Origin of the sequence: Paracoccus sp. 228, assembly GCF_000967825.1 — a bacterium.
GTDB classification, from domain to species: domain Bacteria; phylum Pseudomonadota; class Alphaproteobacteria; order Rhodobacterales; family Rhodobacteraceae; genus Paracoccus; species Paracoccus marcusii.
In genome coordinates, this window is the sequence record NZ_JYGY01000002.1 from 569,872 (window position 1) to 595,386 (window position 25,515).

At 69.1% G+C, this 25,515-nt stretch carries 25 protein-coding genes, 1 tRNA gene and 1 pseudogene; 12 read left to right on the forward strand and 15 right to left on the reverse strand.

The genetic code is table 11. The features are described from left to right. Positions 1 to 48: 48 nt before the first annotated feature. Positions 49 to 1,338, forward strand: a complete 1,290-nt coding sequence (locus SY26_RS08095) for a citrate synthase (RefSeq protein ID WP_046000052.1) — start codon at positions 49 to 51, stop codon at positions 1,336 to 1,338. Positions 1,339 to 1,426: 88 nt separating this feature from the next. Next, complete coding sequence (locus SY26_RS08100; RefSeq protein ID WP_046000053.1) at positions 1,427 to 2,092, forward strand: SDR family oxidoreductase; 666 nt, start codon at positions 1,427 to 1,429, stop codon at positions 2,090 to 2,092. A gap of 55 nt (positions 2,093 to 2,147) precedes the next feature. Here SY26_RS08100 and SY26_RS08105 read toward each other — a convergent pair whose 3' ends face one another. The 5 genes from SY26_RS08105 to SY26_RS08125 all read right to left on the reverse strand — a co-directional run bounded on the left by SY26_RS08105 (position 2,148) and on the right by SY26_RS08125 (position 7,834). Next, complete coding sequence (locus SY26_RS08105) at positions 2,148 to 3,953, reverse strand: aminopeptidase P family protein (protein WP_046000054.1); 1,806 nt, start codon at positions 3,951 to 3,953, stop codon at positions 2,148 to 2,150. Beyond that, complete coding sequence (locus tag SY26_RS08110) at positions 3,950 to 4,642, reverse strand: metal-dependent hydrolase (RefSeq protein ID WP_046000055.1); 693 nt, start codon at positions 4,640 to 4,642, stop codon at positions 3,950 to 3,952. Before SY26_RS08110 ends, SY26_RS08105 begins: the two co-directional genes overlap by 4 nt. A 69-nt stretch (positions 4,643 to 4,711) precedes the next feature. Continuing rightward, entirely contained in the window at positions 4,712 to 6,463 is a 1,752-nt protein-coding gene (gene recJ, locus SY26_RS08115; RefSeq protein WP_046000056.1) for a single-stranded-DNA-specific exonuclease RecJ, read from the reverse strand. Positions 6,464 to 6,534: 71 nt separating this feature from the next. Further along, positions 6,535 to 7,500 carry a class II fructose-bisphosphatase gene (gene glpX / locus SY26_RS08120; RefSeq protein WP_046000057.1) on the reverse strand — a complete coding sequence of 322 codons (966 nt, stop codon included), beginning with the start codon at positions 7,498 to 7,500 and terminating at the stop codon, positions 6,535 to 6,537. A gap of 73 nt (positions 7,501 to 7,573) precedes the next feature. Beyond that, positions 7,574 to 7,834 carry a BolA family transcriptional regulator gene (locus tag SY26_RS08125; RefSeq protein WP_045981785.1) on the reverse strand — a complete coding sequence of 87 codons (261 nt, stop codon included), beginning with the start codon at positions 7,832 to 7,834 and terminating at the stop codon, positions 7,574 to 7,576. An 82-nt stretch (positions 7,835 to 7,916) separates the two neighbouring features. Here SY26_RS08125 and SY26_RS08130 point away from each other — a divergent pair, with 82 nt between their 5' ends. Further along, positions 7,917 to 8,546, forward strand: a complete 630-nt coding sequence (locus SY26_RS08130; RefSeq protein WP_046000058.1) for a J domain-containing protein — start codon at positions 7,917 to 7,919, stop codon at positions 8,544 to 8,546. Between the two features lie 19 nt (positions 8,547 to 8,565). Here the strand turns inward: SY26_RS08130 and lnt are convergent, their stop codons facing one another. Beyond that, positions 8,566 to 10,083 (reverse strand): apolipoprotein N-acyltransferase, encoded by a 1,518-nt coding sequence (gene lnt / locus SY26_RS08135; RefSeq protein WP_084693763.1) that lies wholly within the window; start codon positions 10,081 to 10,083, stop codon positions 8,566 to 8,568. Positions 10,084 to 10,625: 542 nt separating this feature from the next. Beyond that, a pseudogene (locus SY26_RS08140) lies at positions 10,626 to 12,203 on the reverse strand (DEAD/DEAH box helicase); the annotation flags it as partial. A 270-nt stretch (positions 12,204 to 12,473) separates the two neighbouring features. Here SY26_RS08140 and argS point away from each other — a divergent pair. From argS to SY26_RS08175, 7 genes are all read left to right on the forward strand, one after another. Then, positions 12,474 to 14,216, forward strand: coding sequence for an arginine--tRNA ligase (argS, locus tag SY26_RS08145; protein WP_045981793.1), 1,743 nt, complete (start codon positions 12,474 to 12,476; stop codon positions 14,214 to 14,216). A gap of 73 nt (positions 14,217 to 14,289) precedes the next feature. Further along, a complete protein-coding gene (locus SY26_RS08150) occupies positions 14,290 to 15,438 on the forward strand; it encodes an SPOR domain-containing protein (RefSeq protein WP_064503546.1) in 1,149 nt (382 codons plus the stop codon). A 4-nt stretch (positions 15,439 to 15,442) separates the two neighbouring features. Beyond that, positions 15,443 to 16,420: a glycoside hydrolase family 3 protein gene (locus tag SY26_RS08155; protein WP_046000343.1), complete on the forward strand. Its 978-nt coding sequence runs from the start codon at positions 15,443 to 15,445 to the stop codon at positions 16,418 to 16,420. 49 nt (positions 16,421 to 16,469) lie between these two features. After that, positions 16,470 to 17,276 (forward strand): ScpA family protein, encoded by an 807-nt coding sequence (locus SY26_RS08160; protein WP_046000059.1) that lies wholly within the window; start codon positions 16,470 to 16,472, stop codon positions 17,274 to 17,276. Beyond that, positions 17,260 to 17,898, forward strand: a complete 639-nt coding sequence (scpB, locus tag SY26_RS08165) for an SMC-Scp complex subunit ScpB (RefSeq protein WP_046000060.1) — start codon at positions 17,260 to 17,262, stop codon at positions 17,896 to 17,898. Before SY26_RS08160 ends, scpB begins: the two co-directional genes overlap by 17 nt. Positions 17,899 to 17,901: 3 nt before the next feature. Further along, complete coding sequence (locus SY26_RS08170; protein ID WP_046000061.1) at positions 17,902 to 18,135, forward strand: hypothetical protein; 234 nt, start codon at positions 17,902 to 17,904, stop codon at positions 18,133 to 18,135. Between the two features lie 38 nt (positions 18,136 to 18,173). Then, positions 18,174 to 19,292: a class I SAM-dependent RNA methyltransferase gene (locus SY26_RS08175; RefSeq protein WP_046000062.1), complete on the forward strand. Its 1,119-nt coding sequence runs from the start codon at positions 18,174 to 18,176 to the stop codon at positions 19,290 to 19,292. Here SY26_RS08175 and SY26_RS08180 read toward each other — a convergent pair. The 4 genes from SY26_RS08180 to ihfA form a co-directional block, all read right to left on the reverse strand. Continuing rightward, the gene (locus SY26_RS08180; protein ID WP_046000063.1) at positions 19,289 to 20,359 is read right to left on the reverse strand and encodes a 2'-deoxycytidine 5'-triphosphate deaminase; all 1,071 of its coding nucleotides are present in this window, start codon (positions 20,357 to 20,359) and stop codon (positions 19,289 to 19,291) included. The two genes, SY26_RS08175 and SY26_RS08180, sit on opposite strands and share 4 nt — an antisense overlap. A gap of 72 nt (positions 20,360 to 20,431) precedes the next feature. After that, positions 20,432 to 20,509: transfer RNA gene (locus SY26_RS08185), tRNA-Pro, on the reverse strand. A gap of 79 nt (positions 20,510 to 20,588) precedes the next feature. Beyond that, on the reverse strand, positions 20,589 to 21,068 hold the full coding sequence (locus SY26_RS19890) for a MerR family transcriptional regulator (protein WP_052715195.1): 480 nt from the start codon (positions 21,066 to 21,068) through the stop codon (positions 20,589 to 20,591). A gap of 15 nt (positions 21,069 to 21,083) precedes the next feature. Further along, a complete protein-coding gene (gene ihfA, locus SY26_RS08195; protein ID WP_042251331.1) occupies positions 21,084 to 21,386 on the reverse strand; it encodes an integration host factor subunit alpha in 303 nt (100 codons plus the stop codon). 184 nt (positions 21,387 to 21,570) lie between these two features. Here ihfA and SY26_RS08200 point away from each other — a divergent pair, with 184 nt between their 5' ends. Continuing rightward, the gene (locus SY26_RS08200) at positions 21,571 to 21,846 is read left to right on the forward strand and encodes a DksA/TraR family C4-type zinc finger protein (protein ID WP_046000345.1); all 276 of its coding nucleotides are present in this window, start codon (positions 21,571 to 21,573) and stop codon (positions 21,844 to 21,846) included. A gap of 1 nt (position 21,847) precedes the next feature. Here SY26_RS08200 and SY26_RS08205 read toward each other — a convergent pair whose 3' ends face one another. From SY26_RS08205 to SY26_RS08220, 4 genes are all read right to left on the reverse strand, one after another. After that, a complete protein-coding gene (locus tag SY26_RS08205; RefSeq protein WP_045982723.1) occupies positions 21,848 to 22,822 on the reverse strand; it encodes a beta-ketoacyl-ACP synthase III in 975 nt (324 codons plus the stop codon). Next, positions 22,819 to 23,925, reverse strand: coding sequence for a phosphate acyltransferase PlsX (plsX, locus tag SY26_RS08210; RefSeq protein WP_046000064.1), 1,107 nt, complete (start codon positions 23,923 to 23,925; stop codon positions 22,819 to 22,821). Before plsX ends, SY26_RS08205 begins: the two co-directional genes overlap by 4 nt. Before the next feature lie 19 nt (positions 23,926 to 23,944). After that, entirely contained in the window at positions 23,945 to 24,151 is a 207-nt protein-coding gene (rpmF, locus tag SY26_RS08215; protein WP_042251337.1) for a 50S ribosomal protein L32, read from the reverse strand. Between the two features lie 241 nt (positions 24,152 to 24,392). After that, positions 24,393 to 24,929 (reverse strand): DUF177 domain-containing protein, encoded by a 537-nt coding sequence (locus tag SY26_RS08220; RefSeq protein WP_046000065.1) that lies wholly within the window; start codon positions 24,927 to 24,929, stop codon positions 24,393 to 24,395. 122 nt (positions 24,930 to 25,051) lie between these two features. Here SY26_RS08220 and SY26_RS08225 point away from each other — a divergent pair, with 122 nt between their 5' ends. Then, positions 25,052 to 25,501: an outer membrane protein assembly factor BamE gene (locus SY26_RS08225; RefSeq protein ID WP_045982726.1), complete on the forward strand. Its 450-nt coding sequence runs from the start codon at positions 25,052 to 25,054 to the stop codon at positions 25,499 to 25,501. Positions 25,502 to 25,515 lie beyond the last annotated feature (14 nt).

A 25,515-nucleotide genomic window follows, 5' to 3' on the forward strand; every position in this document is an offset into this window, starting at 1 on the left:
GGGTTTACGCGACGGACCGCCCGGCCTTAGCCGGAAGGACGCCTTTGCATGGCCGACAAGACCGCTAAACTGCACCTGAACGGGCAGGACTATGACCTGCCCATCCTGTCGCCCACCAAGGGCCCGGACGTTCTGGACATCCGCAAGCTGTATGGCCAGGCGGACGTCTTCACCTATGACCCCGGCTTCACCTCGACCGCCAGCTGCGATTCGACGATCACCTTCATCGACGGCGACAAGGGCGAGCTGTGGTACCGCGGCTATCCGATCGAGCAGCTGGCCGAGAAATCCTGCTATCTGGAGGTCTGCTATCTGCTGCTGTACGGCGAGCTGCCCTCGCCCACGCAGATGGAGGATTTCCGCGCCCGCGTCACGCGCCACACGATGGTGCATGAGCAGATGCACAACTTCTTCCGCGGCTTCCGTCGCGACGCGCATCCGATGGCGACCATGGTCGGCGTCGTGGGCGCCATGTCCGCCTTCTATCACGATTCGACCGACGTGAACGACGAATGGCAGCGCGAGGTCGCGGCGATCCGCCTGATCGCCAAGCTGCCCACGATCGCGGCGATGGCCTATAAATACTCGATCGGCCAGCCCTTCGTCTATCCGCAGAACGACCTGGATTACGCGTCGAACTTCCTGAACATGTGCTTCTCGGTCCCGGCCGAGAAATACGAGGTGAACCCGGCCCTGGCCCGCGCCATGGATCGCATCTTCACCCTGCATGCGGATCACGAGCAGAACGCGTCCACCTCGACCGTCCGCCTGGCGGGATCGTCGGGGGCGAACCCCTTCGCCTGCATCGCGGCGGGCATCGCCTGCCTGTGGGGTCCCGCCCATGGCGGCGCCAACCAGGCCTGCCTGGAGATGCTGCGCGAGATCGGCACCGTCGACCGGATCCCGGAATACATCGCCAAGGCCAAGGACAAGTCCGACCCGTTCAAGCTGATGGGGTTCGGCCATCGGGTCTACAAGAACTTCGACCCGCGCGCGACGGTCATGAAGGAATCGGCCGACGAGGTCCTGGACCTGCTGGGCGTGGGCGACAACCCGACGCTGCAGGTCGCCAAGGAGCTGGAGAAGATCGCGCTGGAGGACGAGTACTTCATCGAGAAGAAGCTGTACCCCAACGTCGATTTCTATTCGGGCATCATTCTGGAGGCGATGGGCTTCCCTACCTCGATGTTCACGCCGATCTTCGCGCTGTCGCGCACGGTGGGCTGGATCGCGCAGTGGAAAGAGATGATCGGCGATCCGCAGAACAAGATCGGTCGTCCGCGCCAGCTGTATGTCGGCAGCGACCGCCGCGACTATGTGGACCTGAAGGCGCGCTGAGCGTCCTGACAGATCAGGCATGGGGGTCCCTTCGGGGGCCCCTTTTTCGTGGTTGCGCGGGGGGACGCGCGGTGGCAAGGGACCGGACATGAGCGAGATCGAACAGACAGGCGCCACCCGGCTGGCGCTGGTGACGGGGGCCTCTCGGGGGCTTGGGGCGGCGCTGGCCGAGGGGCTGGCGGCGCAGGGCTATCACGTGCTGGCGGTTGCGCGGACCGTGGGCGCGCTGGAGGAACTGGACGACCGCATCCGTGCGGCCGGTGGCCAGGCGACACTGGCGCCGATGGACGTGACCGAACCCGAGGCGATGAAGCAGATGACCCAGGCCATCGCCGGCCGGTGGGGCGGGCTGGACCTGTGGGCGCATTGCGCGGTTCATGCGGCGCCGATGTCGCCGGCGCCTCATATCGAGGGGCGCGACTGGTCCAAGTCGATGCTGGTCAATGTCGAGGTCACCCGCGGCCTGATCGCCATGCTGGAGCCGCTGCTGCGCCAGCGCCGGGGAACGGCGCTGTTCTTTGACGATGCGCGGGGCGGGCAGAAATTCTTTGGCGCCTACGGCGCGTCCAAGGCCGCGCAGATCGCGTTGGCGCGCAGCTGGCAGGCCGAGACGGTGCAGACCGGCCCGCGGGTGCTGATCGATTCGCCGGCGCCCATGCCGACCGCCGTCCGCGCGCGGTTCCATCCGGGCGAGGATCGCGGCGCGCTGGCACCCTGCAGGGACGAGGCGGCGCGCATCCTGTCGCTGTTGTGAGGTTTGCGTCCCGCGGCGGCGCGGGGGGCTGCCTGCCCCCCGCACCCCCCGGATGTCACACCTGGCCGAGCGGTTCGGTCGCCGCCGTCAGCCAGTCCAGATCCTGCCCTTGAAGATCGGGCGACAGGCTGATCCGAACCTGGGCGTGATAGGCGTCCAGCCAGGCGACATCGTCGGCCGACAGCGCGGCGCGGTCGATCAGGCGGCGGTCGATGGGGCACAGCGTCAGCGTGTCGAAGCCCAGCATCTGGCGGCCCGGTTCCGCATCGGCCTGGGTCACGACGATCAGATTCTCGATCCGGATGCCGAAGCTGCCTTCGCGATAGTAGCCGGGCTCGTTCGACAGGATCATGCCGGGTTCCAGCGGCACGTCGCTGACGCGGCTGATCCGCGCCGGGCCTTCATGCACGCAAAGTGCCGCGCCGACGCCGTGGCCGGTGCCGTGATCGTAGTCCAGACCCTGCGACCACAGGAACTGACGCGCCAGGGCGTCCAGATGCCCCCCGGTCACGCCGGTCGGAAAGCGCGCCCGCGACAGGGCGATCATGCCGCGCAGCACCGCGGTGAAGGGCCTCATCGCGTCCGGGCGCGGATCGCCCAAGGGCACGGTGCGGGTGATGTCGGTGGTGCCGTCGGCGTATTGGCCGCCGGAATCGATCAGCAGCAGGTCGCCCGCGGCCAAGCGACGGTTGGTCGCCTCGGTCACGCGGTAATGGACGATGGCGCCGTTCGGACCGGCGCCCATGATCGTGTCGAAGCTGATGTCGAGGATGCCCTGATCACGGCGCAGCCCCTCCAGTTGGCGGACCACGTCGATCTCGGACAGGGCGGCGGAGTCCTGACGGTCTAGCCATGCCAACAGGCGCACCATGGCCACCCCGTCGCGGTGATGGGCGCTGCGCATGCCCGAAAGCTCTGCCGCGTTCTTGCGGGCCTTGGGCAGGACGGCGGGGTCGGGGCCTGCGACGACGGTGGTGCCCGCGGCCTCCAGGATGCGGAACGCGGCCTCGGGCGCGGAGCCGGGATCGAGGCGCACGGGGCCTTCGAGGTCGGTCAGCGCCGCAGCCAGCGCGTCATGCGGCAGGATGTGGACATGATTGCCCAGATGCGCGCGCAGGTCGGCGTCGAACTTGGCTGGGTCCGCGAACAGCGCCAGATCGCCGCTGTCCGACAGCACCGCAAACGATTGCACCACCGGGTTCTTGGGCAGGTCGCTGCCGCGGATGTTCAGCAGCCAGGATATCGAGTCGGGCAGCGTCAGCAGCGCCGCTGCCTGCCCCTGCGCCTTGAGATCGGTGGCCAGGCGGGCGCGTTTCTGCGCCGCGCTCTCTCCGGCGATGGCGTCGGGGTGGATGCGGGCAGGGCCCACGGGCGGGGCTGGGCGGTCGGGCCAGATCGCGTCGACCGGATTGTGGTCCAGCGCGATCAGGGCGATCCCGGTGTCAGTCAGCGCGCCCTCCATCCCGGCGATCTCCTTGCGGGTGTGCAGCCAGGGGTCGAAACCCACGCGACCGCCCTGGGGCAGGGCCTCGGCCAGCCAGGCAGAGGGGCGCGTCTCGGGCCAGGGCACCGGGGTGAAATGACCAAGGTCGATCTGGCTGCGCACCTGCACGCGATAGCGGCCGTCGATGAAGACGCCCGCCTGGTCAGCCGTCACGATCGCGAATCCCGCGCTGCCGGTGAACCCGGTCAGCCAGGCCAGCCGGGCGTCGGCATCGGCCACGTATTCGCCCTGATGCACGTCAGCGCGCGGCACGATGACCGCGTCCAGCTGTTCGCGTGCCATCAACTGGCGGAGGGCGGTCAGGCGGGCGGCATGATCGCCACCGCCCGCCGGGTCGTCGAAGGTCTGAAAGCTCACAGCGCGATGGCCTCCATCACCTTGGGTTCGATCACGTCGACGCCGGACAGGGCGTCAATCAGCACCTGCGCCGACTGTTCCAGCAGGGGGAAGGTCTTGTAATGGCAGGGGATCACGGTCTTAAAGTCGAAATAGCGCTTGGCCGCATAGGCCGCGCGCGACATGTCCATGGTGAAATGCCCGCCCGCGCACAGGATGCCGATGTCTGGCTTGTGCAGGTCGCCCATCCATTCCATGTCGGCCATGATGTCGGTGTCGCCCGAGACATAGATCACATGCCCGTCGCCCGCGATCATGTAACCCGATTCGTGGCCCGCATAGACAGGACCGTCCGGCCCGCTGATCGAGCTGGAATGCGTCGCGTTCACCATCGTCACCTGCGCGCCGCCCAGATCGACCGTGCCGCCCTTGTTGAAGCCGATGCCCTCGATCTTGTCGGTCTTTTCCCAATGGCCGATCAGGTCGAAGATGCCCACGACGGGGATCTTCAGCTCCTTGGCCAAGGCCAGCGTGTCGCCGGTATGATCGCCATGGCCGTGGGTGATCAGGATATGCGTGGCGCCGTCGATGGCCTCGGCGCGCCGGTCGTCGGGAAAGACGGGGTTTCCGCTGAACCAGGGGTCGATCAGGATCACGGCCTGTTCGATCTGCAGACGAAAGCCGGAATGGCCAAGCCAAGTCAGTTTCATGGGGTCTCCTTCGCGCTGTCGCGGCAGGTTAGCGGCCGCGTCCGGTCGTGACCAGAACCCCCGGTGGGGTCAAAGGTTGCCGGTCGCGGGTGCCGCATCGTCCAGGCGCAGGCGCAGGCGTTCCCGCCCGCCCCAGGTCGACAGCTCCAGCTTGCCGGCCAGGTGGAACCGCCGCCCCTTAGCGCCGATCAGGCCGGGACCAAGCGGGCCGTCCATCGCGCCCCAGGCCACGGCCTCCATCGGGGGGCTGCCGGGGCTGCGGAACTGCAGGCGCAGGTGGCGGTCGCCCATGGTCGCGGCGCTGTCGATCAGCTGGTCGGAAAACGCAAAGCGCGGCGCGGGGGCGGCCTGCCCGAAGGGACCGGCATCCTCCAGCATGCGGTACATGGGCGCGGTGGCACCCGACGGCTCCAGGAGGCCCGAAATGCGCAGGTCGCCCGACCCGGTGCGGCCCGCCAGATCGCGGGCGATCAGCTCGGCCAGCCGGTCCATCGCGGCGGGGATCTTTGCCTCCTCGACGGTCAGGCCTGCGGCCATGGTATGCCCGCCGCCCTTTTGCAGCAGACCCTCATGCGCCAGACGCTGGATCGCGCGGCCCAGATCGACGCCGGGAACCGACCGGGCGCTGCCCTTGCCGATGCCGTGATCGACCCCGATCACCACGGATGGCAGATCGGTCGCCTCCTTGACGCGGGCGGCGACGATGCCCACCACGCCCGGATGCCAGCCCGCGCCCGCGGCCCAGGACAGGCGCGCATCACCCCGCGCCTCGACCTGGGACAGGGCCTCCAGGCGGACGGCGGCCTCAATCGCGCGGCGGTCGCTGTTCAGCGCGTCCAGCTGGCGCGCCAGCTGATCGGCCTGCGACGCGTCGCGGCAGGACAGGCACAGCGCGCCCAGATCGGCGCGACCCACGCGCCCACCCGCATTGATGCGCGGACCCAGCAGGAAGCCCAGGTGGAACGCGCTTGGCGCGCCGTCCAGCCGGGCGATGTCGGACAGCGCGACCAGACCCGCCCGCTGCCTGCGCGCCATCACGGCCAGACCCTGGCGGACAAACGCGCGGTTGACGCCGACCAGCGGCGCGACATCGGCGACCGTGGCCAGCGCGACCAGATCCAGCATCGCCATCAGGTCCGGTTGCGGCAGGCCCCGCTGGCGCAGCACGCGACCTGCCTGAACCAGCGTAAGGAACACCACGCCCGCGGCGCACAGATGGCCCAGCGCGCCGTCCTCGTCCATGCGGTTCGGGTTCACGACGGCCAGCGCGGGGGGCAGGGTCTCTCCGCCCAGGTGGTGGTCCAGGACGATCACGTCGCAGCCCGCGGCGACGGCCAGCGCGTCATGCGACAGCGTCCCGCAGTCGACGCAGACGATCAGGTCGTGCGCCGCCGCCAGCGCGGTCATGGCGGGGACGTTGGGGCCGTACCCCTCGTCGATCCGGTCGGGGATATAAAGCGTCGCCTGGCGCCCGTGCTGGTGCAGCCAGTCGATCAGCAGGGCGGCCGACGATCCGCCGTCGACATCGTAATCGGCAAAGATCGCGATGCGCTGGCCGTTGACGGCGGCATCGACCAGCCGTTCGGCGGCGACGTCCATGTCGCGCAGGGTCAGCGGGTCCGGCAGCAGGTCGCGCAGCTTGGGTGCCAGGAACCCGGCCGCCTCGGAAGGCGGCACGCCGCGTTCGGCCAGCACGCGGGCCACCGGCAGGGGCAGGGCCGCCTGCTGGGCCAGTCCTTCGGCCAGCCGTTCCAGATCGGCGGGCGGTCCGATCCACCGCCGCCCGGTCAACGAGCTGTCGATGCCCAGAAATGCCGTCATGTGTCTTCTTTGTCCAAAGGCCCCGGGGTCGTCCCGGGACGGGACAGGGGGGCGCGAGGCCCCCCCTTACCTCACTTCACCGGGTTGCGATAGGTCATGCGCCGCACCGATCCGGTCTTGGACCGCATCAGGATGGTCTCGGTCGTCAGGTATCCCGGCTCGCGCTTGACGCCGGCGACGATCGAGCCGTCGGTGACGCCGGTCGCGGCAAAGATCACGTCGTCGGTGACCAGGTCGTCGCGGGCATAGATGCGGTCCAGGTCGGTGATCCCGGCCTTCTTCGCGCGTCCGCGTTCGTCGTCGTTGCGGAACATCAGCCGGCCCCACATCTGCCCGCCCATGCATTTCAGCGCGGCCGCGGCCAGGACGCCCTCGGGCGCGCCGCCCGAACCCATGTACATGTCGATGCCGGTCAGCTCGGCCTCGGCGCAGTGGATCACGCCGGCCACGTCGCCGTCGGTGATCAGGCGGATCGCGGCGCCGGTCTGGCGAACCTCGGCGATCATCTCCTCATGGCGCGGACGCTCCAGGATACAGACGGTGATGTCGCCGTCCTCGCAGCCGCGGGCGCGGGCCAGGGCGCGCACGCGTTCGGCCGGGCTCATGTCCAGGCTGACGACATCCTTGGGATAGCCCGGCCCCACGGCCAGCTTGTCCATATAGACGTCGGGCGCGTGCAGCAGCGTGCCGCGCGGCGCCATCGCGATGACGGTCAGCGCGTTCGGCATGTCCTTGGCGGTCAGGGTGGTGCCCTCCAGCGGGTCCAGCGCGATGTCCACCTCGGGGCCCTCGCCGGTGCCGACCTCCTCGCCGATGAACAGCATCGGCGCCTCGTCGCGCTCGCCCTCGCCGATGACGACGACGCCCTTGATGTCCAGCATGTTCAGCTGGTCGCGCATCGCGTTCACCGCGGCCTGATCGGCGGCCTTCTCGTCGCCGCGGCCGATCAGCCGGGCCGAGGCATGGGCTGCCGCCTCGCTGACGCGGGCCAGCCCCAGGGACAGCATCCTGTCGTTGAAATCCTTCGGCGCGGTCATGTCCCTCATCCCTTCGTGCTGCAGGTTGGGGGCTTTCTAGGGGGCGGGACAGGGGGCAGCAAGCCTGACGGCGCTAACGGTCCGGGCTTTCCGACAGTTCCAGCGCCAGCGCGTGGATCCGCGGCACGATGTCGCCCAGGGTCGCATGGACCAGGCGGTGCTGCTGGATCCGCGTCAGCCCGGCAAAGGCAGGGCTGGCCATGCGGATGCGGAAATGGCTTTCGCCCCCGTCGCGAAAGCCTGCATGGCCGCGATGATCCTCGCTTTCGTCCAGCACCTGCAGGGTAGTGGGCTGCAGGGCTGCCAGCCGTTCGGTCATCTGGTCCGCGATCATCCGCATATCCTTTCCGTCAAGGGGTTTCATGTCCCGTCAGATAGCCTAAACTGCCCGCCTTGAGTCGCAAAGGTGCCCCAGGATGAGCAAGAACGACCCGTTCGGTTTCGACATTTCCGCCGCCAAGGACAAGAAGCGCAAGACCAAAGGGCGGCGCGGCATGTCGGGGGCGTTCGAGACCTCGACCCGCACCTGCGAGCGCGAGGGATGCGACGAGCCGGGCCAGTATCGCGCACCCAAGAACCCGCGCAACCTCGACGACTACTTCTGGTTCTGCAAAGAGCACGTCCGCGATTACAACGCGAACTGGAACTACTTCCAGGGCCAGTCCGAGGAGGAGTTCCAGCAGTTCATCGACAATGCGACGGTCTGGGAACGCCCCACCAAGCCCTTCGGTCGCGCCGCGGCCGAGGACAAGTGGGCCCGCCACGGCGTCAGCGACCCGCTGGAGATCCTGGGCGCGAACGGCACCGCGCCGGAATCGCGCGCGCAGTCCAGCGCGCGCAAGCTGCCGCCCACCGAACGCCGCGCCCTGGACATCCTGGAGGCCAAGGATCACTGGACCCGCGCCGAGATCCGCAAGCAGTACAAATCGCTGGTCAAGGACCTGCACCCCGACATGAACGGCGGCGACCGTTCCGACGAGGATCGCCTGTCCGAGGTGGTCTGGGCCTGGGATCAGATCAAGGAAAGCCGGTTCATCCGCGACTAGGGTCGCCAGGCGGACAGCGTCAGGCCGCGCGCCCCCGGCGCCGCGGCCGCAGGGCTAGGCCCAGAACCAGCAGCAGCAGCGTTACGACCGGCACGTTCCCGACCGCCAGCCACGGCGTCGCGGGCAGCGCGCCGGGCAGCGCCGCGTCGATCTTGCCGGGCTGGTTCAGGGGCAGGCTGGCCAGGATGCGCCCGCGCGCGTCGATCACCGCGCTGACCCCCGTATTCGCGGCGCGCACCAGCGGCAGCCCCGTCTCGATCGCGCGCAGGCGGGCTTGGTCCAGATGCTGGTACGGGCCCGACAGGGTGCCGAACCATGCGTCGTTGGTGGCCTGCAGCAGCCAGCCGGGGCGCTGGTCCAGATGGCGCAGATGCTGGGGAAAGATCGCCTCATAGCAGATCAGCGGCTGAAAGTCGGGGACGCCCGGCGCCGACATGATCTGTGGTCCGGGACCGGCGGAATAGCCGTTGCCCTGCCGCGCGGCAAAGGCGCCGATGCCCAGATGGGCCAGCGCGTCGCCCCAGGGGACGTATTCGCCAAACGGCACCAGATGGAATTTGTCATAGACCTGGGTGATCTGTCCGCCCGGCACGACGGTCGCAAGGCTGTTGAAGAAGCGGCTGCCCTCGCGGCGCTGGATGCCCATGACCAGAGGCGCGCCCGCGGCCTGGGACATCATCGGCAGGACCGCGTCGGCATCCTCCAGTAGGAAGTTCACGGCTGTCTCGGGCCAGATGACCAGATCGCGGGGGCCGGGTTCGGCGGACAGGTCCAGCAGGCGCTGGAAGAAGACCGTGGACCATTCGGGGTCCCACTTCAGGTGCTGCGCTGCATCGGGCTGCACGATCCGCAGGGTCACGGGCCGGTCGGCGGGCATCGGTGCGGCCAGCCGCATCGTCCCCGCGATCCACGGACCTGCCAGCAGGGCCGCGGCCAGGGCTATCGCCATCACCGCGCGCCCGCGCAACAGGACCGGCAGTGCGGCCAGCGCCATCGTCAGCGTGCCAAGGCCCAGGGCCCCGGTCCACGCGGCCATCTGGGCGACGGGCGTGTCGATCCATGCATGGCCGATCTGGGCCCAGGGAAAGCCGGTGAAGATCCAGCCGCGCAGCCAGTCCGACAGGACCAGTGCCGCAGCGATCGCCGTGGCCTGCGCAGCGGGACCGCGGGCCAGACGGGCGGCCGCGCCGGCCGGGACCGCCCAGAACAGGGCACCCCCAAGCGCCATCAGGATCAGCGCAAAGGGCGCCATCCAGCCGTGGCGGGCAATGTCGACCAGGAAGGGTTCGGTGATCCAGGACAGCGACAGGGCGAACCAGCCAAAGCCCGCGGCCAGAACGTGCCAGAACACGGCGGCGGCGGGCAGGGGCGACAGCCGCCAGATCAGCGCGGCCATCGCCAGCGGCGTCGCGGCCCAGATGCCCAGGGGCGCAAGGCCCAGGGCGGCGATCAGGCCCAGGGCCAGATCGGGCAGAAGACTGCGCAGGGGCGGACGGCCCCCGCGCAGTCGGGATAGCGGGCGACGCGTGCGGCGCATCAGGCCTGCGCGTCAGCGTCCTTGGGCTGCGCGTCGGCGTCGGCCTTCTTGCGGCGGGTACGCTTGGGCTTTTCCGGCGCGTCCGTCGCGGCATCGGCGGTCGCGGCCTTGCGACGACGGGTGGGCTTGGGCGCATCGACCGAAGCTTCGGCGGGGGCCTCTGCCGCATCGGTGGCGGGCTTGCGGCTGCGCGTCCGCTTGGGCTTGGGCGCTGTCTCCTCGACCGGCTCGGCGGCGGGGGCGTCGGTTTCGGCCGTCTCGACCTTCTTGCGGCCTCGGGTGCGCTTGGGCTTGGGTTCCGCGGCGGGTTCGACCGCCGGTGCCTCTGCCTGAACGGGCGCTTCGGCCACGGGCTGCGCGTCCTGAACGGCGTCGGCCGGCACGCTCTCGGGCTGCGTGGCCTCGGGTTGGGCTTCGATGGGGGCTTCGGTCGCCGTCTCGGCCTGCGCCTTGCCGCGACCGCGGCCGCGCGACCGGCGTGCGGGCTTGGGGGCGGGATCGGCGGCGGGGGCCTCTGCCCCGGTCTCGGTCGGGGCGTCGTCCGACAGGCCGACGCTGCGCAGTTCGACCAGCATGAACTGGGGGATGTGATCGCCCATGCCCATCACCTGCGACCCGCGGTTGTCCTGATCGCGACCACGGCGTCCGTCGCGACGGTCATCCCGGCGGTCGCCGCGGCGGTCGTCACGACGATCCTCGCGGCGTTCGTCCTTGCGGGTCTCCTCGCGGCGCGGCTGCTCGGCGCGTGCTTCGGGCTCGGGGCGGGGTTCAGGCTGCGCTTTGGGCTCCATGCGGGCCTCCGGTTCGGCTGCGGTCGCGACGGGTGCGGGGGGCGCTGCGGCTTCCGCCTCGGGGCGGGGTTCGTCGCGACGGCGGCGACGGCCGCGTTCGCGCGATCCGCCCTTGCGATCCTCCGTGGCGTTGCCTTCGGCCTTGCGGTCGTCGCGCGCAGGTGCGTCGCCACCGGCAAATCCTGCCGGCGCCTCGACCCGCGGCAGCGAGGATTTCAGCAACTGCTCGATCGCGGCCAGATACTTGTCGTCGGACGGCACGGCGATGCTGATCGAGGTGCCAAGACGGCCCGCGCGGCCGGTGCGCCCGATGCGGTGGACATAGTCCTCGGCATGGCTGGGCAGGTCGTAGTTGAAGACGTGGCTGACCGCCGGGATGTCCAGGCCGCGCGCCGCGACGTCGGATGCGATCAGCAGGCGCAGCTTGCCGTCGCGGAACGATTCCAGCGTGCGGGTCCGCTGGCTCTGGTCCAGGTCGCCGTGGATCGGGGCCGCGTCGTATCCGTATTTCGCCAGCGACTTGGCGACGATGTCGACGTCCGTCTTGCGGTTGCAGAAGACGATGGCGTTGGTCAGCCCCTCGCCCTCGGCGTCGATCAGGGCGCGCAGCAGGTCGCGCTTCTGCTTGGCGGCCATGTCGCGGCGGGTGGGGGTCAGCTGGATCAGGCGCTGCGTGATCGTCTCGCTGGCCGAGGCCTGACGCGCGACCTCGACCCGTTCGGGCGAGTGCAGGAAGGTGTTGGTGATCCGCTCGATCTCGGGGGCCATGGTGGCGCTGAAGAACAGCGTCTGGCGGGTGAAGGGCGTCAGCTGGAAGATGCGCTCGATATCGGGGATGAAGCCCATGTCCAGCATGCGGTCGGCCTCGTCCACGACCATGATCTGAACGCCGGTCAGCAGCAGCTTGCCACGCTCGACATGGTCCAGCAGGCGGCCCGGGGTGGCGATCAGCACGTCCACGCCGCGATCGATCAGCTTGTCCTGTTCGCCGAAGCTGACGCCGCCGATCAGCAGCGCCTTGGTCAGGCGGGTGTGCTTGGCATAGGTGTCGAAATTCTCGGCCACCTGGGCGGCCAGCTCACGCGTGGGGCACAGCACCAGGCTGCGCGGCATGCGCGCGCGGGCCCGGCCGCGGCCCAGCAGCGTGATCATCGGCAGGGTGAAGCTGGCGGTCTTGCCGGTTCCGGTCTGCGCGATCCCCAGCACGTCGCGGCCTTCCAGGGCGGGCGGGATCGCCCCCTGCTGGATGGGCGTCGGCGTCTCGTAGCCGGCTTCCAGCACGGCCTGCAGCACTTTGGGGTCCAGCTTCAGATCAGAGAACTTGGTCATTCGGGGCTTTCCATTAAGCCGCGCCCGTTCTGGCGCGATGCGTTCCAAGCCGCGCGCCCGTCTGGCGCAGTGGCGGCTAAGTTGGGACGCAAACACGGACGCCCCGCCTTGATGCCTGCCGGATGCAGGCCCGCATCGCGTAGACCAAAGGCGCTGCCGCGTCAATCTTTTGCGTGGTCCGTCCCGCCGGCGGTGCGGTGGCGCGGGGCTTTCGGTTGACCTCTCCCCGTCCGAAAGGGTAACCCCCGGGGGTCAATCAGGAAGCCCATGATGAACCTTTTCACCGATTTGCGCGGCGTCGTCGTCGAGGCGCTGGACCAGATGGCCGCCGCAGGAGAGCTGCCCGCAGGCCTGGATACCGCCAATGTCACGGTCGAACCGCCCCGCGACCCGGCGCATGGCGACATGGCCACCAATGCCGCGATGGTGCTGGCCAAGCCCGCCGGCATGAAGCCGCGCGAGATCGCCGACCGCCTGGCCGCGCGCCTGACCGACCCCCGCATCAGCGCGGCCGAGGTCGCGGGCCCCGGTTTCCTGAACCTGCGCCTGTCTCCGGTGGTCTGGCAGGGCGTGATCCGGTCGGCCCTGCAGGCGGGCACCGAATTCGGGCGGTCCGACCTTGGGGCGAACGCCAAGGTCAACGTCGAGTTCGTCAGCGCCAACCCCACCGGTCCGATGCATGTGGGCCATGTCCGCGGCGCGGTCTTCGGTGATGCGCTGGCGCGGCTGCTGGCGTTCTCCGGCCATGACGTCACGCGCGAATACTATATCAATGACGGCGGTGCGCAGGTCGACGTGCTGGCCCGCTCGGCATACGAGCGCTATCGCGAGGCGAACGGGCTGGAGCCCGAGATCCGCGAGGGGCTGTATCCCGGCGACTATCTGATCCCCGTCGGAGAGGCGCTGAAGGCCAAGTACGGCGACAGCCTGCTGGACCGCCCCGAGGCCGAATGGCTGGAGGAGATCCGCGAATTCGCGACGCAGGCGATGATGGAGCAGATCCGCGGCGACCTGGCGATCCTGGGCGTCGAGATGGACGTCTATTCCAGCGAGAAGGCGCTGTACGGCACCGGCCGGATCGAGGATGCGATCGCGCGCCTGGACACGCAGGGCCTGATCTATCGCGGCGTGCTGGAGCCGCCGAAAGGCAAGCTGCCCGAGGACTGGGAGGCGCGCGAGCAGCTGCTGTTCCGGTCCAGCGCGCATGGCGACGACGTGGACCGGCCGATCCAGAAGTCGGACGGCGCCTGGACCTATTTCGCGCCCGACATCGCCTATCACTGGGACAAGATCGACCGCGGCTTCGATCAGCTGATCGACGTCTTCGGCGCCGATCACGGCGGCTATGTCAAGCGGATGAACGCGGCGGTCAAGGCGCTGTCGAACGGCCGCGTGCCGCTGGACGTCAAGCTGATCCAGCTGGTCAAGCTGTACAAGAACGGCGAGCCGTTCAAGATGTCCAAGCGCGCCGGCACCTTCGTGACCCTGCGCGACGTGGTCGAGGAGGCGGGGGCCGACGTCACGCGCTTCATCATGCTGACACGCAAGAACGACGCGGCGCTGGATTTCGACTTTGCCCGCGTGCTGGAACAGTCCAAGGACAACCCGGTCTGGTACGTCCAGTATGCCAGCGCCCGGGTCCATTCCGTGCTGCGCCGCGCGACCGAGGCCGGGATCGCGGTCGACGATTCGACCCTGGCGGATGCCGATCTGTCCGTCCTGTCCCACCCGGCCGAGCTGGAACTGGCCCGCAAGGTCGCCGAATGGCCGCGCCTGGTCGAGAACGCGGCCCGCGCGCACGAGCCCCATCGTGTGGCGTTCTTCCTGTATGAACTGGCATCCGACCTGCATTCGCTGTGGAATCGCGGCAATGACGACATGTCGCTGCGATTCATCCAGGATGGCGACGCGGTCACAAGCCAAGGAAAAATTGCGCTGGTCCGGGCGGTTGGCGTTGTTATTTCATCTGGTCTCGCTATTCTTGGCGTCACTCCGGCGGAAGAAATGCGCTGACCGAATGCGTCGCCGCCGGGGAAGGCTGAGAGCAGGCAAAAGTTAATCCGGGACAACCGGCGGGCAGGCGAACATGGCAGTGATGGACTTCCGCGAAGGCGGCTACGTTTTCTCGCGTCACAAGGTGAAGCGCGAATTCTCTTACGATCAGAACGGACAGCCGGCAGCGGCTGCCGGTCAGGCACAGCACCCCGGGCAGGCCGACGGCCTGCCGGCGCGGCTGGCGCGGGTGACCCATTACATGGGCGCGGTCGCATCGGTGGCGCTGATGGTCGGGTTGATGGCCTGGGGCTGGCAGCTGGTGTCGCGCGACGTGTCGGGCGTGCCCGTCATCCGCGCCGTCCAGGGCGAGGCCCGCACCACCGCCGAGGATCCGGGCGGTCAGCTGACCAACCATACCGGACTGGCCGTGAATTCGGTCGCCGGTGGGCAGGTCCTGTCGCCGACCGAGCAGGTCGCGATCGCGCCGGCGCCGGTGGACCTGTCCGCCGATGACGTCGCCATGGGAGAATTGGGCGCCACCGCCCGCGAACCCTCGAACCCGTCGGAGACGCCGTTGACTTTCGCGGGCGAGCCCATCGTGCCGCTGTCCGACAGCGAGGCCCGCGCCCTGGCTGAGGCCGAGGCGGCCGCCGCCGCCGAACGCGCCCTGGCCGATCACGCCGTCAATCAAGCCGCGATCATCGACGCCCCCGCCAGCGAGGGTGCGGTGACCGAGGTCGTCACCGACGAGAACGGTCTTCCGGCACAGTCCGCAGCCATCGCCGAGGCGCTGGCCCAGGCCCAGGCCGAGGCGAACCCCGCCGTGGTCGTCGCATCGGCCCGCCCCACGCCGCGCCCCCGTGTGACGCAGGTTGCCGCGGCACCCGCGCCCGTCGCCGCGCAGACCGCCCTGGCCCAGGCCCCGGCGCCGGCCCCCGACCGTCCCGCGGCAGCACCCACGCCGGCCCCGGCACCCGCCGCAGCGCGCAGCGCCAGCGGTCCCGTCGTGCAGGTCGGCGCGTTCGACAGCGACTCCATCGCCAATGGCGAATGGCAGCGGCTGGCGGGGCGCAATGGCGGCCTGTTCTCGGGCAAGTCGCCGGTCATCCAGGAACATCAGTCGAACGGCCGCACCTTCTGGCGGCTGCGGGTCGCGGGCTTTGATTCGCTGTCCGAGGCGCGGCAGTTCTGTTCCGCGCTGCAATCCTCGGGGACCGACTGCCTGGCGCTTGGCGGCTGAGGCCGTGCAGAACGCAACCATTCTGGGTGGCGTCGGCGGTCTGTCCCTGACGCCGGACGAGGCCGCGTTCTTTCGCGAGGCCGACCCCTGGGGCTTCATCCTGTTCGGACGCAATGTCGACTCGCCCGATCAGCTGCGCCGCCTGACCGCGCAGCTGCGCGAGGCCGTGGGCCGCGACTGCGTGATCACCATCGACCAGGAGGGCGGCCGCGTGCAGCGCATGCGCGCGCCCCATTGGACCGACTGGCCGGCGCCGCTGGACCAAGCGCGGGCGGGACCGCAGGCGATGTGGCTGTACTATCACCTGATCGGTCAGGAATTGCGGGCCGTGGGCATCGATTCGAACTGCGCCCCCACGTTGGACGTGGCGCAGGACGGCACACATCCCTTCCTGCGCAACCGCTGCCTGGGCACCGACCCTGACCGCGTGGCCGAACTAGGCCGCGCGGCGGCGGACGGGTTGCTGGCCGCGGGCGTTCTGCCGGTGGTCAAGCACATGCCCGGCCATGGCCGCGCACAGGTCGACAGCCATCACGGCCTGCCCGTGGTCGACGCGACCGAGGCCGAACTGGACGCGGTCGATTTCGCGCCGTTCCGGGCGCTGAACGATCTGCCGATGGGCATGACCGCGCATATCCGCTTTCCGGCGCTGGATGACGGGCCCGCCACGGCTTCGCGCCGGATGATCGGGCTGATCCGCGACCGGATCGGATTCGACGGCCTGCTGATGACGGACGACATCACGATGAACGCGTTGTCGGGGACGCAGGCCGAACGCGCGGCCGCATCCATCGCGGCGGGCTGCGATCTGGTGCTGCATTGCAACGGCACGATCGACCAGATGGCGCCTGTGGTCGAGGCCGCCGGTCCGATGACGCGCGACGCCATGCGCCGCGCCGATGCCGCCTTGGCCCGCAGACAGACGCCGGCACAGGCCGACATCGCCGCCCTGACCGATCAGTGGCGGGTGCTGAGCGCTTGACAGGCAGGCGCGGGGGCATGACCCTTTGCGCCCGTGCCAAGGAGGCTTTGTGGCCAGACAGGTTCCCTATCTTCAGCCCGTCGCCGATGCCGATGTCGCGCAGCGGCGCGCGGACGAGGCGCTGATCGTCGATGTCGACGGCTATGAGGGGCCGCTGGACCTGCTGCTGACGCTGGCGCGCACGCAAAAGGTGGATCTGCTCAAGATCCGGGTGCTGGACCTGGCCGAACAGTACCTGGCCTTTGTCGAGAAGGCCCGCGCCCTGCGGATCGAGCTTGCGGCCGACTACCTGGTCATGGCCGCCTGGCTGGCCTTCCTGAAATCCCGCCTGCTGCTGCCCCCCGACCCCGAAGCCGAAGGTCCCTCGGCCCAGGACATGGCCGCCCATCTGGCCTTCCAGCTGGAGCGTCTGGCCGCGATGCGGCAGGCGGCGGCGCAGCTGATGGGCCGCGACCGGCTTGGCCTGTCGCGCTTCGCCCGCGGCGCCCCCGAAACCGTCGCGCGCACCCGCCGCACCCAATGGCAGGCAGGGCTGATCGACCTGATGCGCGCCTATGCCCGGCTCAAGACGCGCGACGAGTTCCGCCCCTATGCGTTCGACCGGCATGACATCTTCACCATGGAACAGGCGCTGGACCGGTTGCGGCGGATGATCGGGTTCACCGGCCAGTGGACCGACCTGTCGGTGTTCCTGCCCGACGGCTGGTCGGACGACCCAAAGCGGCGGCGCAGCGCCACCGCCGCGACCTTTGCCGCCTCGCTGGAGCTTGCGCGCCAGGGCCGGCTGGAGATACGGCAGGCGCAGACCTTCGCGCCCATCCATTACCGGCAAAAGTCCCATGACAACCACAGCTGACCCCACCTCTCCGGCGCTGGACGAACAGGCCCGCATGGTCGAGGCGATCCTGTTCGCAGCCGTGCAGCCGATGAGCCTGCGCGATCTGGCCGCGCGGATGCCGCAGGGCTGCGACCCGGCCGCGGCGGTGGCCCGGCTGCGCGCGACCTATCAGGGGCGCGGCGTGGTCTTGGAACGCATCGGCGACGCCTATGCCTTTCGGACCGCGCCCGACCTGTCGTTCCTGATGCAGACCGAGACGGTGGACACCCGCCGCCTGTCGCGCGCCGCCATCGAGACCTTGGCGATCATCGCCTATCATCAGCCGGTCACCCGGACCGAGATCGAGGAGGTGCGCGGCGTTGCCCTCAGCCGTGGCACGCTGGACCAGCTGATCGAGATGGAATGGGTGCGTGTCGGCCGCCGCCGCATGACGCCCGGCCGTCCCGCGACCTATATCGTGACCGAGGGTTTCCTGGACCATTTCGGCCTGGAATCGGCGCGCGATCTGCCCGGGCTTGCGGAACTGCGCGCGGCGGGGTTGCTGGAATCGCGCCCGCCCGCCGATGGTCTGGGCCTGCCCCTTGTCGGCGGGGATGCGGACCCCGATATCGACCCCGAAGAGTTGTTCGAGGACGAGTAAGCGATGAACGCCAACCAGCTGATCAGCATGTTCACCCGCCTTGTCGCGCGCCGTGCAATGACCTGGGGCATCAACAGGGGGCTGGGCACCCTGTCGCGTGGAAAGACCGGGTCCGGCAAGACGGGTTTCGGCAAGGCAGGGTTCGGCAAGGCGGGGTTGGGCAAGCGCCGCAGCGATGCGCAGATGCAGGACCTGGCGCGCAAGATGCGGACCCTGTCGCGGCTGACGCGTCGCTGAGGCTGGGCTTTCCCCGCGACGCGCGCTAGGGCTGCGCGATGGACAACACCCCTTTCGAGATCTTTCTGGTGGCCACCCCCGGCCTCGAGGCGCCGCTGGCGGCCGAGGCAAAAACTCTTGGCTGGACCGGCGTGATCCAGCCCGGCGGCGTCACCATCACGGGCGGCTGGACCGATGTCTGGCGCGCCAACCTGATGCTGCGCGGTGCTACGCGCGTGCTGGCCCGCATCGGCGGGTTCCGCGCCATGCACCTGGCCCAGCTGGACAAGCGCGCCCGAAAGTTCCCTTGGGCGGACCTGCTGCCCCGCGACCTGCCCGTGCGGGTCGAGAGCATCTGCCGCGCCTCCCGGATCTATCATGCCGGCGCTGCGACGCAGCGCATCGAACGCGCCATTACCGAGGAGCTGGGCGCCCCCCTGGCCACGCCGGAGGATCGCGGCCCGTCGATCACCGTCAAGGCGCGGATCGAGGACGACCTGGTGACCTTCAGCCTGGATACGACCGGCGAATCGCTGCACAAGCGCGGCCATAAGGAGGCCGTCGCCAAGGCCCCCATGCGCGAGACCATGGCCGCGATGTTCCTGGCCGAGATGGGCTTTGACGGCAGCCAGCCGGTGCTGGACCCGATGTGCGGATCAGGCACATTCGTGCTGGAGGCTGCCGAGATCGCCCTGGGCCTGCTGCCCGGCCGCAGCCGCGGCTTCGCATTCCAGCGATTTGCGAATTACGACGCAGCTGCATTCGCCACGATGAACGCTGCGCCCGCGTTGCGCGACCTGTCCCTCCGGTTCCTGGGTTTCGACCGTGATCCCGGCGCGATCCGGATGAGCGAGGCGAATGCCGCCCGTGCGGGCGTGACCGCGGTGACGCGGTTCCAGGCCGGGCAGGTGACCGACCTGCAGCGCCCCGACGGCCCGCCGGGCATCGTGATCGTGAACCCGCCCTATGGCACCCGGATCGGCAACAAGGGTCCGCTGTTCGGCCTGCACGGCCAGATGGGCACGGTGTTCCGCGACCGGTTCCAGGGATGGCGCATCGGCATGATCACGTCCGAGGCCGGACTGGCCAAGGCCACCGCCCTGCCGTGGAAGGCACCGGGTCCGATCGTGGCACACGGCGGGTTGAAGGTCCGCCTGTGGCAGACCGGGCCGCTTTAGCGGAACTGCTTGGCCAGCTTCAGGCCCTGACCCTGATAGTTCGACCGGATCCCCTCGCCGTAAAGGCGCTGCGGGCGGGCGCCCATGCGTTCATAGACCAGGCGGCCGACGGTCTGGCCGTGCTCCAGCACGAAGGGCGCCTCGTGGCAGCGCACCTCGAGGACGCCGCGTGCCCCGTGCCCCTCATCCCCGATACCGAAGCCGGGATCGAAGAAGCCCGCGTAATGGACCCGGAATTCCCCCACCATCGCCAGATAGGGCGCCATCTCGGCCGCGTAGTCGGCAGGGATCGCCACCGATTCGCGGCTGACCAGGATATAGAAGGCGCCGGGGTCCAGGATCAGGCGGCCCTCGGTCGTGCGCAGCTCGTCCCAGAACTCGGCCACGGGATAGGCGCCGATGCGGTCCAGATCGATCACCCCGCTATGCGGGCGGGCGCGATAGCCGACCAGATCGCCCTGCGCAGGACGCAGATCGACCGAGAAGCCCAGGCCGTGATCGATCAGCACCGGCGCACCGCCCACCAGCGGCTGATCCGCATGCAGCGCGGTCAGATCGGCGTCCGACAGGACGGCCTGACCCCGGCGCAGACGCAGCTGGTTCAGGCGCATGCCGGGCCGCACCAGCACCGAAAAGCTGCGCGGGCAGATCTCGGCGTAAAGCGGTCCGTCGTAACCCTCGGGCAGGCGGTCGAATTCGGTGCCGTCATCGGTCACCAACCGTGTCAGCAGGTCCAGCCGCCCGGTCGATGACTTGGCGTTGGCGACCGCCGACATGCCCGCGGGCAGTGCGATCCGCTCCTGCAGCGGGATCAGGTAGACGCAGCCGCGTTCCAGCACGGCGCCGTCGGACAGGTCCATCTGGTGCATCTGGAAATCGGCCAGCCGCTCTGCGATGCGCCGCCCGCGCCCGGCCAGAAAGCTGGCACGCAGGCGATAGGCGGTGCGGCCAAGCCGCAGGTCAAGGCTGGCGGGCTGGATCTGTTCGGACGTGACGGGGGCATCGGCGCGGATGACGCCCTGGTCGATCAGATCGCGGATATCGCTGTCAGGCAGAACGCCATTCATGTCGCAAGCCCCTGATGCGGGTGGGGGATAAGGGAAACGCCCACCCTTGGAAAAGGATGGGCGTTTTCGGAATGGTCGGGCCGGAGAGATTCGAACTCTCGGCCTTCCGCCCCCCAGACGGACGCGCTAACCAGGCTGCGCCACGGCCCGACGCGCATGCTATAAAGCGATCCGGCAGGCCAGCACAAGGGCCTGGGCGCGGAAAACTTTGACAAATCGCATGCGGGGATCAGGACAGGCTCAACATGGCCTGAGCCAGCCGCATGACGGCAGGCTTGGCCCGCGGCCAGCGGCGATCGGCGGGTGAAATCTGCTGCAGATGACGCGCCATATCGCTGAGGCGTGCCAGCCAGACGGGCGGTTGCGACGGAGGGCTGACAGCGGCGATGCGCGCGGGTGCGGGGGCAGGGGGTGCCGTGTCCCGCGGCGGAGAGAGCTGCTGTGCGCCCCGCCTGCGGACGGATTGTCCGCGGTCGGTGGCGATCTGGCGAATCGCTCCGCGAATCGTCAGCCCGTCGTCGCGCAGCAGGGCACAGATGCCCGCTGCCATCTCGACATCGGCGGGGCGATAGTAGCGTCTGCCGTCGGGGCGCTTCATCGGCTTCAGCGCCGAGAACTGGGTTTCCCAATAGCGCAGGACATGCGGCGCGACGCCGATCAGGGTCGCCACCTCTCCGATCGACCGGAATGCCTCTGCGCCTTTCGCCATGGGGTCGGGCCGGGGCTATCGCTTGTTTCCGGCTGCCACGCGATCCTTCATCAGGTGCGAGGGCCGGAAGGACAGCACGCGGCGGGGCGTGATGGGCACCTCCTCGCCGGTCTTGGGATTGCGGCCGATCCGCTCGTTCTTGTCGCGCACCGAAAAGGTGCCGAAGGACGAGATCTTGACCTGCTCTCCCTGCACCAGCGCGTCCGAGATGTGGTCCAGCACGCTTTCGACCAGCTGTGCCGATTCGTGACGGGACAGGCCGACGTCACGGAATACCGCTTCGGCCAAGTCCATCCGGGTCAAGGTCTTGTCGCCCATGATTGATCCTCTTGAATGCGGGAAGGATGGTTCGAATTCCCATGGCTGTCAACGAGGCCCGCGGGGAAATCGTTCCCCGCCCGATACTTGTCACGCGCCGGCACGCCCTTGACAGGGTAGGGCGATTGATTCCGGCGCTATGCTTCCCATCTGTTGAGGACGCAGGATAGCGATGGAGGACAGGATGGCAGGCGGATGGGCCCGCGACGACGCGGTGAACGACCAGATCGATGTCAGCACGGCCGAAGCGATCGCCCGCGCCCGGCTGGCCGCGTCGCGCCGTCAGGTGGGCGACAGCGCACGGGTGTGCGCGGAATGCGACGAACCGATCCCCGAGGCACGCCGCGCCGCGCAGCCCGGGGTGCAGCTGTGCGTGGCCTGTCAGTCGGACCATGATCGCGCGAAACGGCCCGCGGGCGGGATGAACCGCCGCGCCAGCAAGGATGCGTTGTTGAAATAGCCTACCAGCGCAGGACGACGGCGCCCCAGCTGAGACCGCCGCCGATCGCCTCGGTCACCAGAACCTGACCCGGCGCGAACCGTCCCTGGCCGTCGGCGACGGACAGGGCCAGCGGAATCGACGCGGCCGAGGTGTTGCCGTGATCGGCCACGGTCAGCACGACCTTGTCCAGCGGCAGCTGCATCTTCTGCGCGGTGGCGGTGATGATGCGCATGTTCGCCTGGTGCGGGACCAGCCAGTCAACGTCGGCAGGCGTCAGCCCGGCACGGTCCAGCGCGGTATGCGCCGTCTTGGCCAGCTTTTCGACCGCGTGGCGGAAGACGAGGTTGCCCTGCATCCGCAGCTGGCCTGCCGTTCCGGTGGAGGACACGCCGCCATCGACATACAGAAGCTCGCGATAGGTGCCGTCGCTGTTCAGGTCGCTGGCCAGGATGCCTCGGTCATCGCTGGTGCCCGCACCGTCCTCGGCCTGCAGGACGACCGCGCCGGCGCCGTCGCCGAACAGCACGCAGGTGCCGCGGTCGGTCCAGTCCATGATCCGCGAGAAGGTCTCGGCCCCGATCACCAGGATGCGGTCGGCCTGGCCCGCGCGAATCATCGCGTCCGCATTGGCCAGCGCAAAGACGAAGCCCGCGCAGACGGCCTGCACGTCATAGGCAAAGCCGCGCTTCATCCCCAGACCGGCCTGGACCATGGTCGCGACGGCCGGAAAGGTGAAGTCGGGGGTCGAGGTCGCCAGCACGACACCGTCGATGTCGTCAGCGGTCATGCCTGCGCGGTCCAGCGCGGCCTTGGCGGCGCGGATGGCCAGGTCGCTGGTGGTCTGGCCCTCGGCCGCGAAGTGGCGACGCTCGATCCCGGTGCGAGAGCGGATCCATTCGTCGGTGGTGTCCAGCTTGTCCTCGAACCAGCTGTTCTCGACGATGCGTTCGGGCAGGTAATGCCCGGTGCCGCAGATGACCGAACGACGCGTCACGACGATGCTCCTGTATCGGTGGCGCTGGCGGATGCCGCGGCACCTTGGGCCACACGGGCGGCCAGGCGGTCCTGGAAACCCGATTTGGCCAGGGTGAAGGCCAGCTTGATGGCTGCGGACACGCCGGTCGCATCGGCGGAGCCGTGCGATTTCACGACCGTGCCGTTTAGGCCCAGGAAGATGCCGCCGTTCACGCGGCGCGGGTCGATCCGCTTCTGCAGGCGCTTGAGCGAGCTCATGGCCAGGACGGCCGCAAATTTTGACATGATCGAATTCGAGAAGGCGTCCTTGAGGAAGTCGCCGACCAGCTTGGCCGTGCCTTCCCCGGTCTTCAAGGCGACATTGCCGGTGAATCCGTCGGTGACGATCACATCCACGCGGTCGGACGGCAGATCGCCACCCTCGACGAAGCCGACATAGGTATAGCTGCCGGCGGCGGCCTGCTCGATCATCTCGTGGGCCTGCTTCAGTTCGGCGCGGCCCTTGTGTTCCTCGGTGCCCACGTTCAGCAGGCCGACGCGCGGCATGGGCAGGCCCAGGCCGTTGCGCGCATAGGATGCCCCCATCAGGGCATATTGCAGCAGGTCATGCGCATCGGCGCGGATGTCCGCGCCCACGTCCAGCATGATGTTGAACCCTTGGGGGTTGCGCGACGGCCACAGGCAGGCGATGGCCGGCCGGTTCACGCCCGGCAGCTTGCGCAGACGCAGCATCGACAGCGCCATCAGCGCGCCGGTGTTCCCGCAGGACACGGCGACCTGCGCCTCTCCGGCCTTGACCGATTCCAGCGTGGACCACATCGACGTGCCCTCGCCCTTGCGCAGGACTTGGCTGGGCTTGTCATGCATCGTCACCACGCCCGCGGCATGGCGGATGTCGCAGCGACCCGCCAGCACCTTGCGGCGCGCGATCAGACCCGCAAGCTCTGCCTCGTCGCCATGGACGATGAAGCGGATCTCGGGGTTCTTCTCGGCGCTTTCGGCCATGCCTGCGACGACGACGGCGGGGCCGCGGTCGCCACCCATGGCGTCAACCGATATCACCACGCTGCCCCCGGAATCGGGGACGCGCGGTGTCGGCGTGCTCGCGGAGGGGACGGACATCAGGACGGGCGCGCCGGAATTAGGCCGCGTCGTCGTCCAGGTCGATCTCGTTCGCCTTCGCGATCACTTCGCGGTCGGCGTAGTGGCCGCAGGACGGGCAGACGTGATGCGGGCGCTTCAGCTCGCCGCAGTTGGAGCATTCGTTCGGGTTGCCCGCGACCAGCGCATCATGCGCACGGCGCATGTTGCGCTTGGACCGGGTTACGCGATTCTGAGGGACAGCCATGTCACCACCTCGGTTGTCAGGGTGCGGCGCCAGAACGCGATCACACCAGATTTGAATTCGTAAATGAACCGCGCAGATACGCCATGACGGCCGCGCCCGCAAGCCCCGAAGGCCAGGGGACGGCCGCAAACGCACCGCACATGGCCCCCCTTTGCCGCGAACGGGCCGCGATTGCGCCCCCCGGCGGCGGGTTCGGGCGCATTTCGCGCCCGCCTGTGGCCCGATGGCCACGCAGCCCGGGTCAGGATTCGTCGTCCTTGCCGCCCAGCAGCTTGTCCAGCCCGGCAAAGGGACGCCGTGTGTCGCCGGCGGCATCGTCGTCGGCCGCCGCGACCTGCGGCAGGCTTGCCCCCTCGGCCCGCGGATACGCAGGCAGGGCCAGCGACAGGGCCTCGACCATGATCGCGGTCAGATCGATGAAGTTGCCCAGGGGTTCCAGCGTCTCGTCCGGCATCTCGATCTCGTCGCCCTCGGGGGCGGCGACATGCGGAGAGAACTGGATGCGGACCGGTTCCGAGATGTCGGTGCGCACGGGCTTCAGCGTGATGACGCAGGGTTGCGTCACCCGCGCGGCCAGCGTCGCCGTCAGCAGCCAGCTGTCGGTGCCATGCGCGCGCAGCGTGCCGCGAAAGTCCAGGCGCGTCAGTGCGTCCAGTCCCAGCTCGGCCGCCAGGGCCTCCCGCACGCCTTCGTCAGGGCGCAGGTGAAAGGTCGTCGGCGCGTTCGGGTTCAGATGCGCGACGCGCAGCCGCTGCGGATGCGATTCGGGGGTGATCATGTCGGGCCTTTGTCGATGCGGCGCGGGGCGCGTGACCCCGAGGATTGATATTCTTGAGCAGGGTGGCCGAGTTTGCTAGGCAGGGCGGGCCGCGTCAACCGCCCCAAGGAGGGAACCCGCCCATGTCCGCCATCAGAAGCCTGATGACACTGGCGTTTCTGGCTGTCCTCGGGCTTGCCGCCTGTGCACCCATCGAACGGAACCACGGATACGTCCCCCCCGATCTGGAGCTGGCGCAGGTCGTGCCGGGGCAGACCACGATGGAGGAACTGCCCGGACTGATCGGTCGCCCGTCGGCCCAGGGCCTGCTGACGGGGTCCGGCTGGTACTATGTCGGATCGCGCTGGCGCCGCCTCGGCCCAGCCGCCCCGCGCGAGATCGACCGCAAGGTCGTCGCCATCTCGTTCGCGCCGACCGGCGTGGTCAGCAACGTCGAAACCTTTGGCCTGGAACGCGGCCGCGTGGTCAGCCTGTCGCGCCGCGTGACCGACGGCAGCGTGACCGATATTTCGTTCATCGGACAGCTTCTGGGCAACCTGGGCAACTTCCAGGCCGGCGATTTCGTCGACTGACGGCGCGGGCCGCG

What these genes read in the sequence shown, in the direction of transcription:
- SY26_RS08095 (WP_046000052.1), top strand. Translation starts at nt 49, where the DNA reads ATGGCCGACAAGACCGCTAAACTGCACCTGAACGGGCAGGACTATGAC.
- SY26_RS08100 (WP_046000053.1), top strand. Translation starts at nt 1,427, where the DNA reads ATGAGCGAGATCGAACAGACAGGCGCCACCCGGCTGGCGCTGGTGACG.
- SY26_RS08110 (WP_046000055.1), bottom strand. Translation starts at nt 4,642, where the DNA reads ATGAAACTGACTTGGCTTGGCCATTCCGGCTTTCGTCTGCAGATCGAA.
- recJ (WP_046000056.1), bottom strand. Translation starts at nt 6,463, where the DNA reads ATGACGGCATTTCTGGGCATCGACAGCTCGTTGACCGGGCGGCGGTGG.
- glpX (WP_046000057.1), bottom strand. Translation starts at nt 7,500, where the DNA reads ATGACCGCGCCGAAGGATTTCAACGACAGGATGCTGTCCCTGGGGCTG.
- SY26_RS08125 (WP_045981785.1), bottom strand. Translation starts at nt 7,834, where the DNA reads ATGATCGCGGACCAGATGACCGAACGGCTGGCAGCCCTGCAGCCCACT.
- SY26_RS08130 (WP_046000058.1), top strand. Translation starts at nt 7,917, where the DNA reads ATGAGCAAGAACGACCCGTTCGGTTTCGACATTTCCGCCGCCAAGGAC.
- lnt (WP_084693763.1), bottom strand. Translation starts at nt 10,083, where the DNA reads ATGCGCCGCACGCGTCGCCCGCTATCCCGACTGCGCGGGGGCCGTCCG.
- argS (WP_045981793.1), top strand. Translation starts at nt 12,474, where the DNA reads ATGAACCTTTTCACCGATTTGCGCGGCGTCGTCGTCGAGGCGCTGGAC.
- SY26_RS08150 (WP_064503546.1), top strand. Translation starts at nt 14,290, where the DNA reads ATGGCAGTGATGGACTTCCGCGAAGGCGGCTACGTTTTCTCGCGTCAC.
- scpB (WP_046000060.1), top strand. Translation starts at nt 17,260, where the DNA reads ATGACAACCACAGCTGACCCCACCTCTCCGGCGCTGGACGAACAGGCC.
- SY26_RS08170 (WP_046000061.1), top strand. Translation starts at nt 17,902, where the DNA reads ATGAACGCCAACCAGCTGATCAGCATGTTCACCCGCCTTGTCGCGCGC.
- SY26_RS08175 (WP_046000062.1), top strand. Translation starts at nt 18,174, where the DNA reads ATGGACAACACCCCTTTCGAGATCTTTCTGGTGGCCACCCCCGGCCTC.
- SY26_RS08180 (WP_046000063.1), bottom strand. Translation starts at nt 20,359, where the DNA reads ATGAATGGCGTTCTGCCTGACAGCGATATCCGCGATCTGATCGACCAG.
- SY26_RS19890 (WP_052715195.1), bottom strand. Translation starts at nt 21,068, where the DNA reads ATGGCGAAAGGCGCAGAGGCATTCCGGTCGATCGGAGAGGTGGCGACC.
- ihfA (WP_042251331.1), bottom strand. Translation starts at nt 21,386, where the DNA reads ATGGGCGACAAGACCTTGACCCGGATGGACTTGGCCGAAGCGGTATTC.
- SY26_RS08200 (WP_046000345.1), top strand. Translation starts at nt 21,571, where the DNA reads ATGGCAGGCGGATGGGCCCGCGACGACGCGGTGAACGACCAGATCGAT.
- plsX (WP_046000064.1), bottom strand. Translation starts at nt 23,925, where the DNA reads ATGTCCGTCCCCTCCGCGAGCACGCCGACACCGCGCGTCCCCGATTCC.
- rpmF (WP_042251337.1), bottom strand. Translation starts at nt 24,151, where the DNA reads ATGGCTGTCCCTCAGAATCGCGTAACCCGGTCCAAGCGCAACATGCGC.
- SY26_RS08220 (WP_046000065.1), bottom strand. Translation starts at nt 24,929, where the DNA reads ATGATCACCCCCGAATCGCATCCGCAGCGGCTGCGCGTCGCGCATCTG.
- SY26_RS08225 (WP_045982726.1), top strand. Translation starts at nt 25,052, where the DNA reads ATGTCCGCCATCAGAAGCCTGATGACACTGGCGTTTCTGGCTGTCCTC.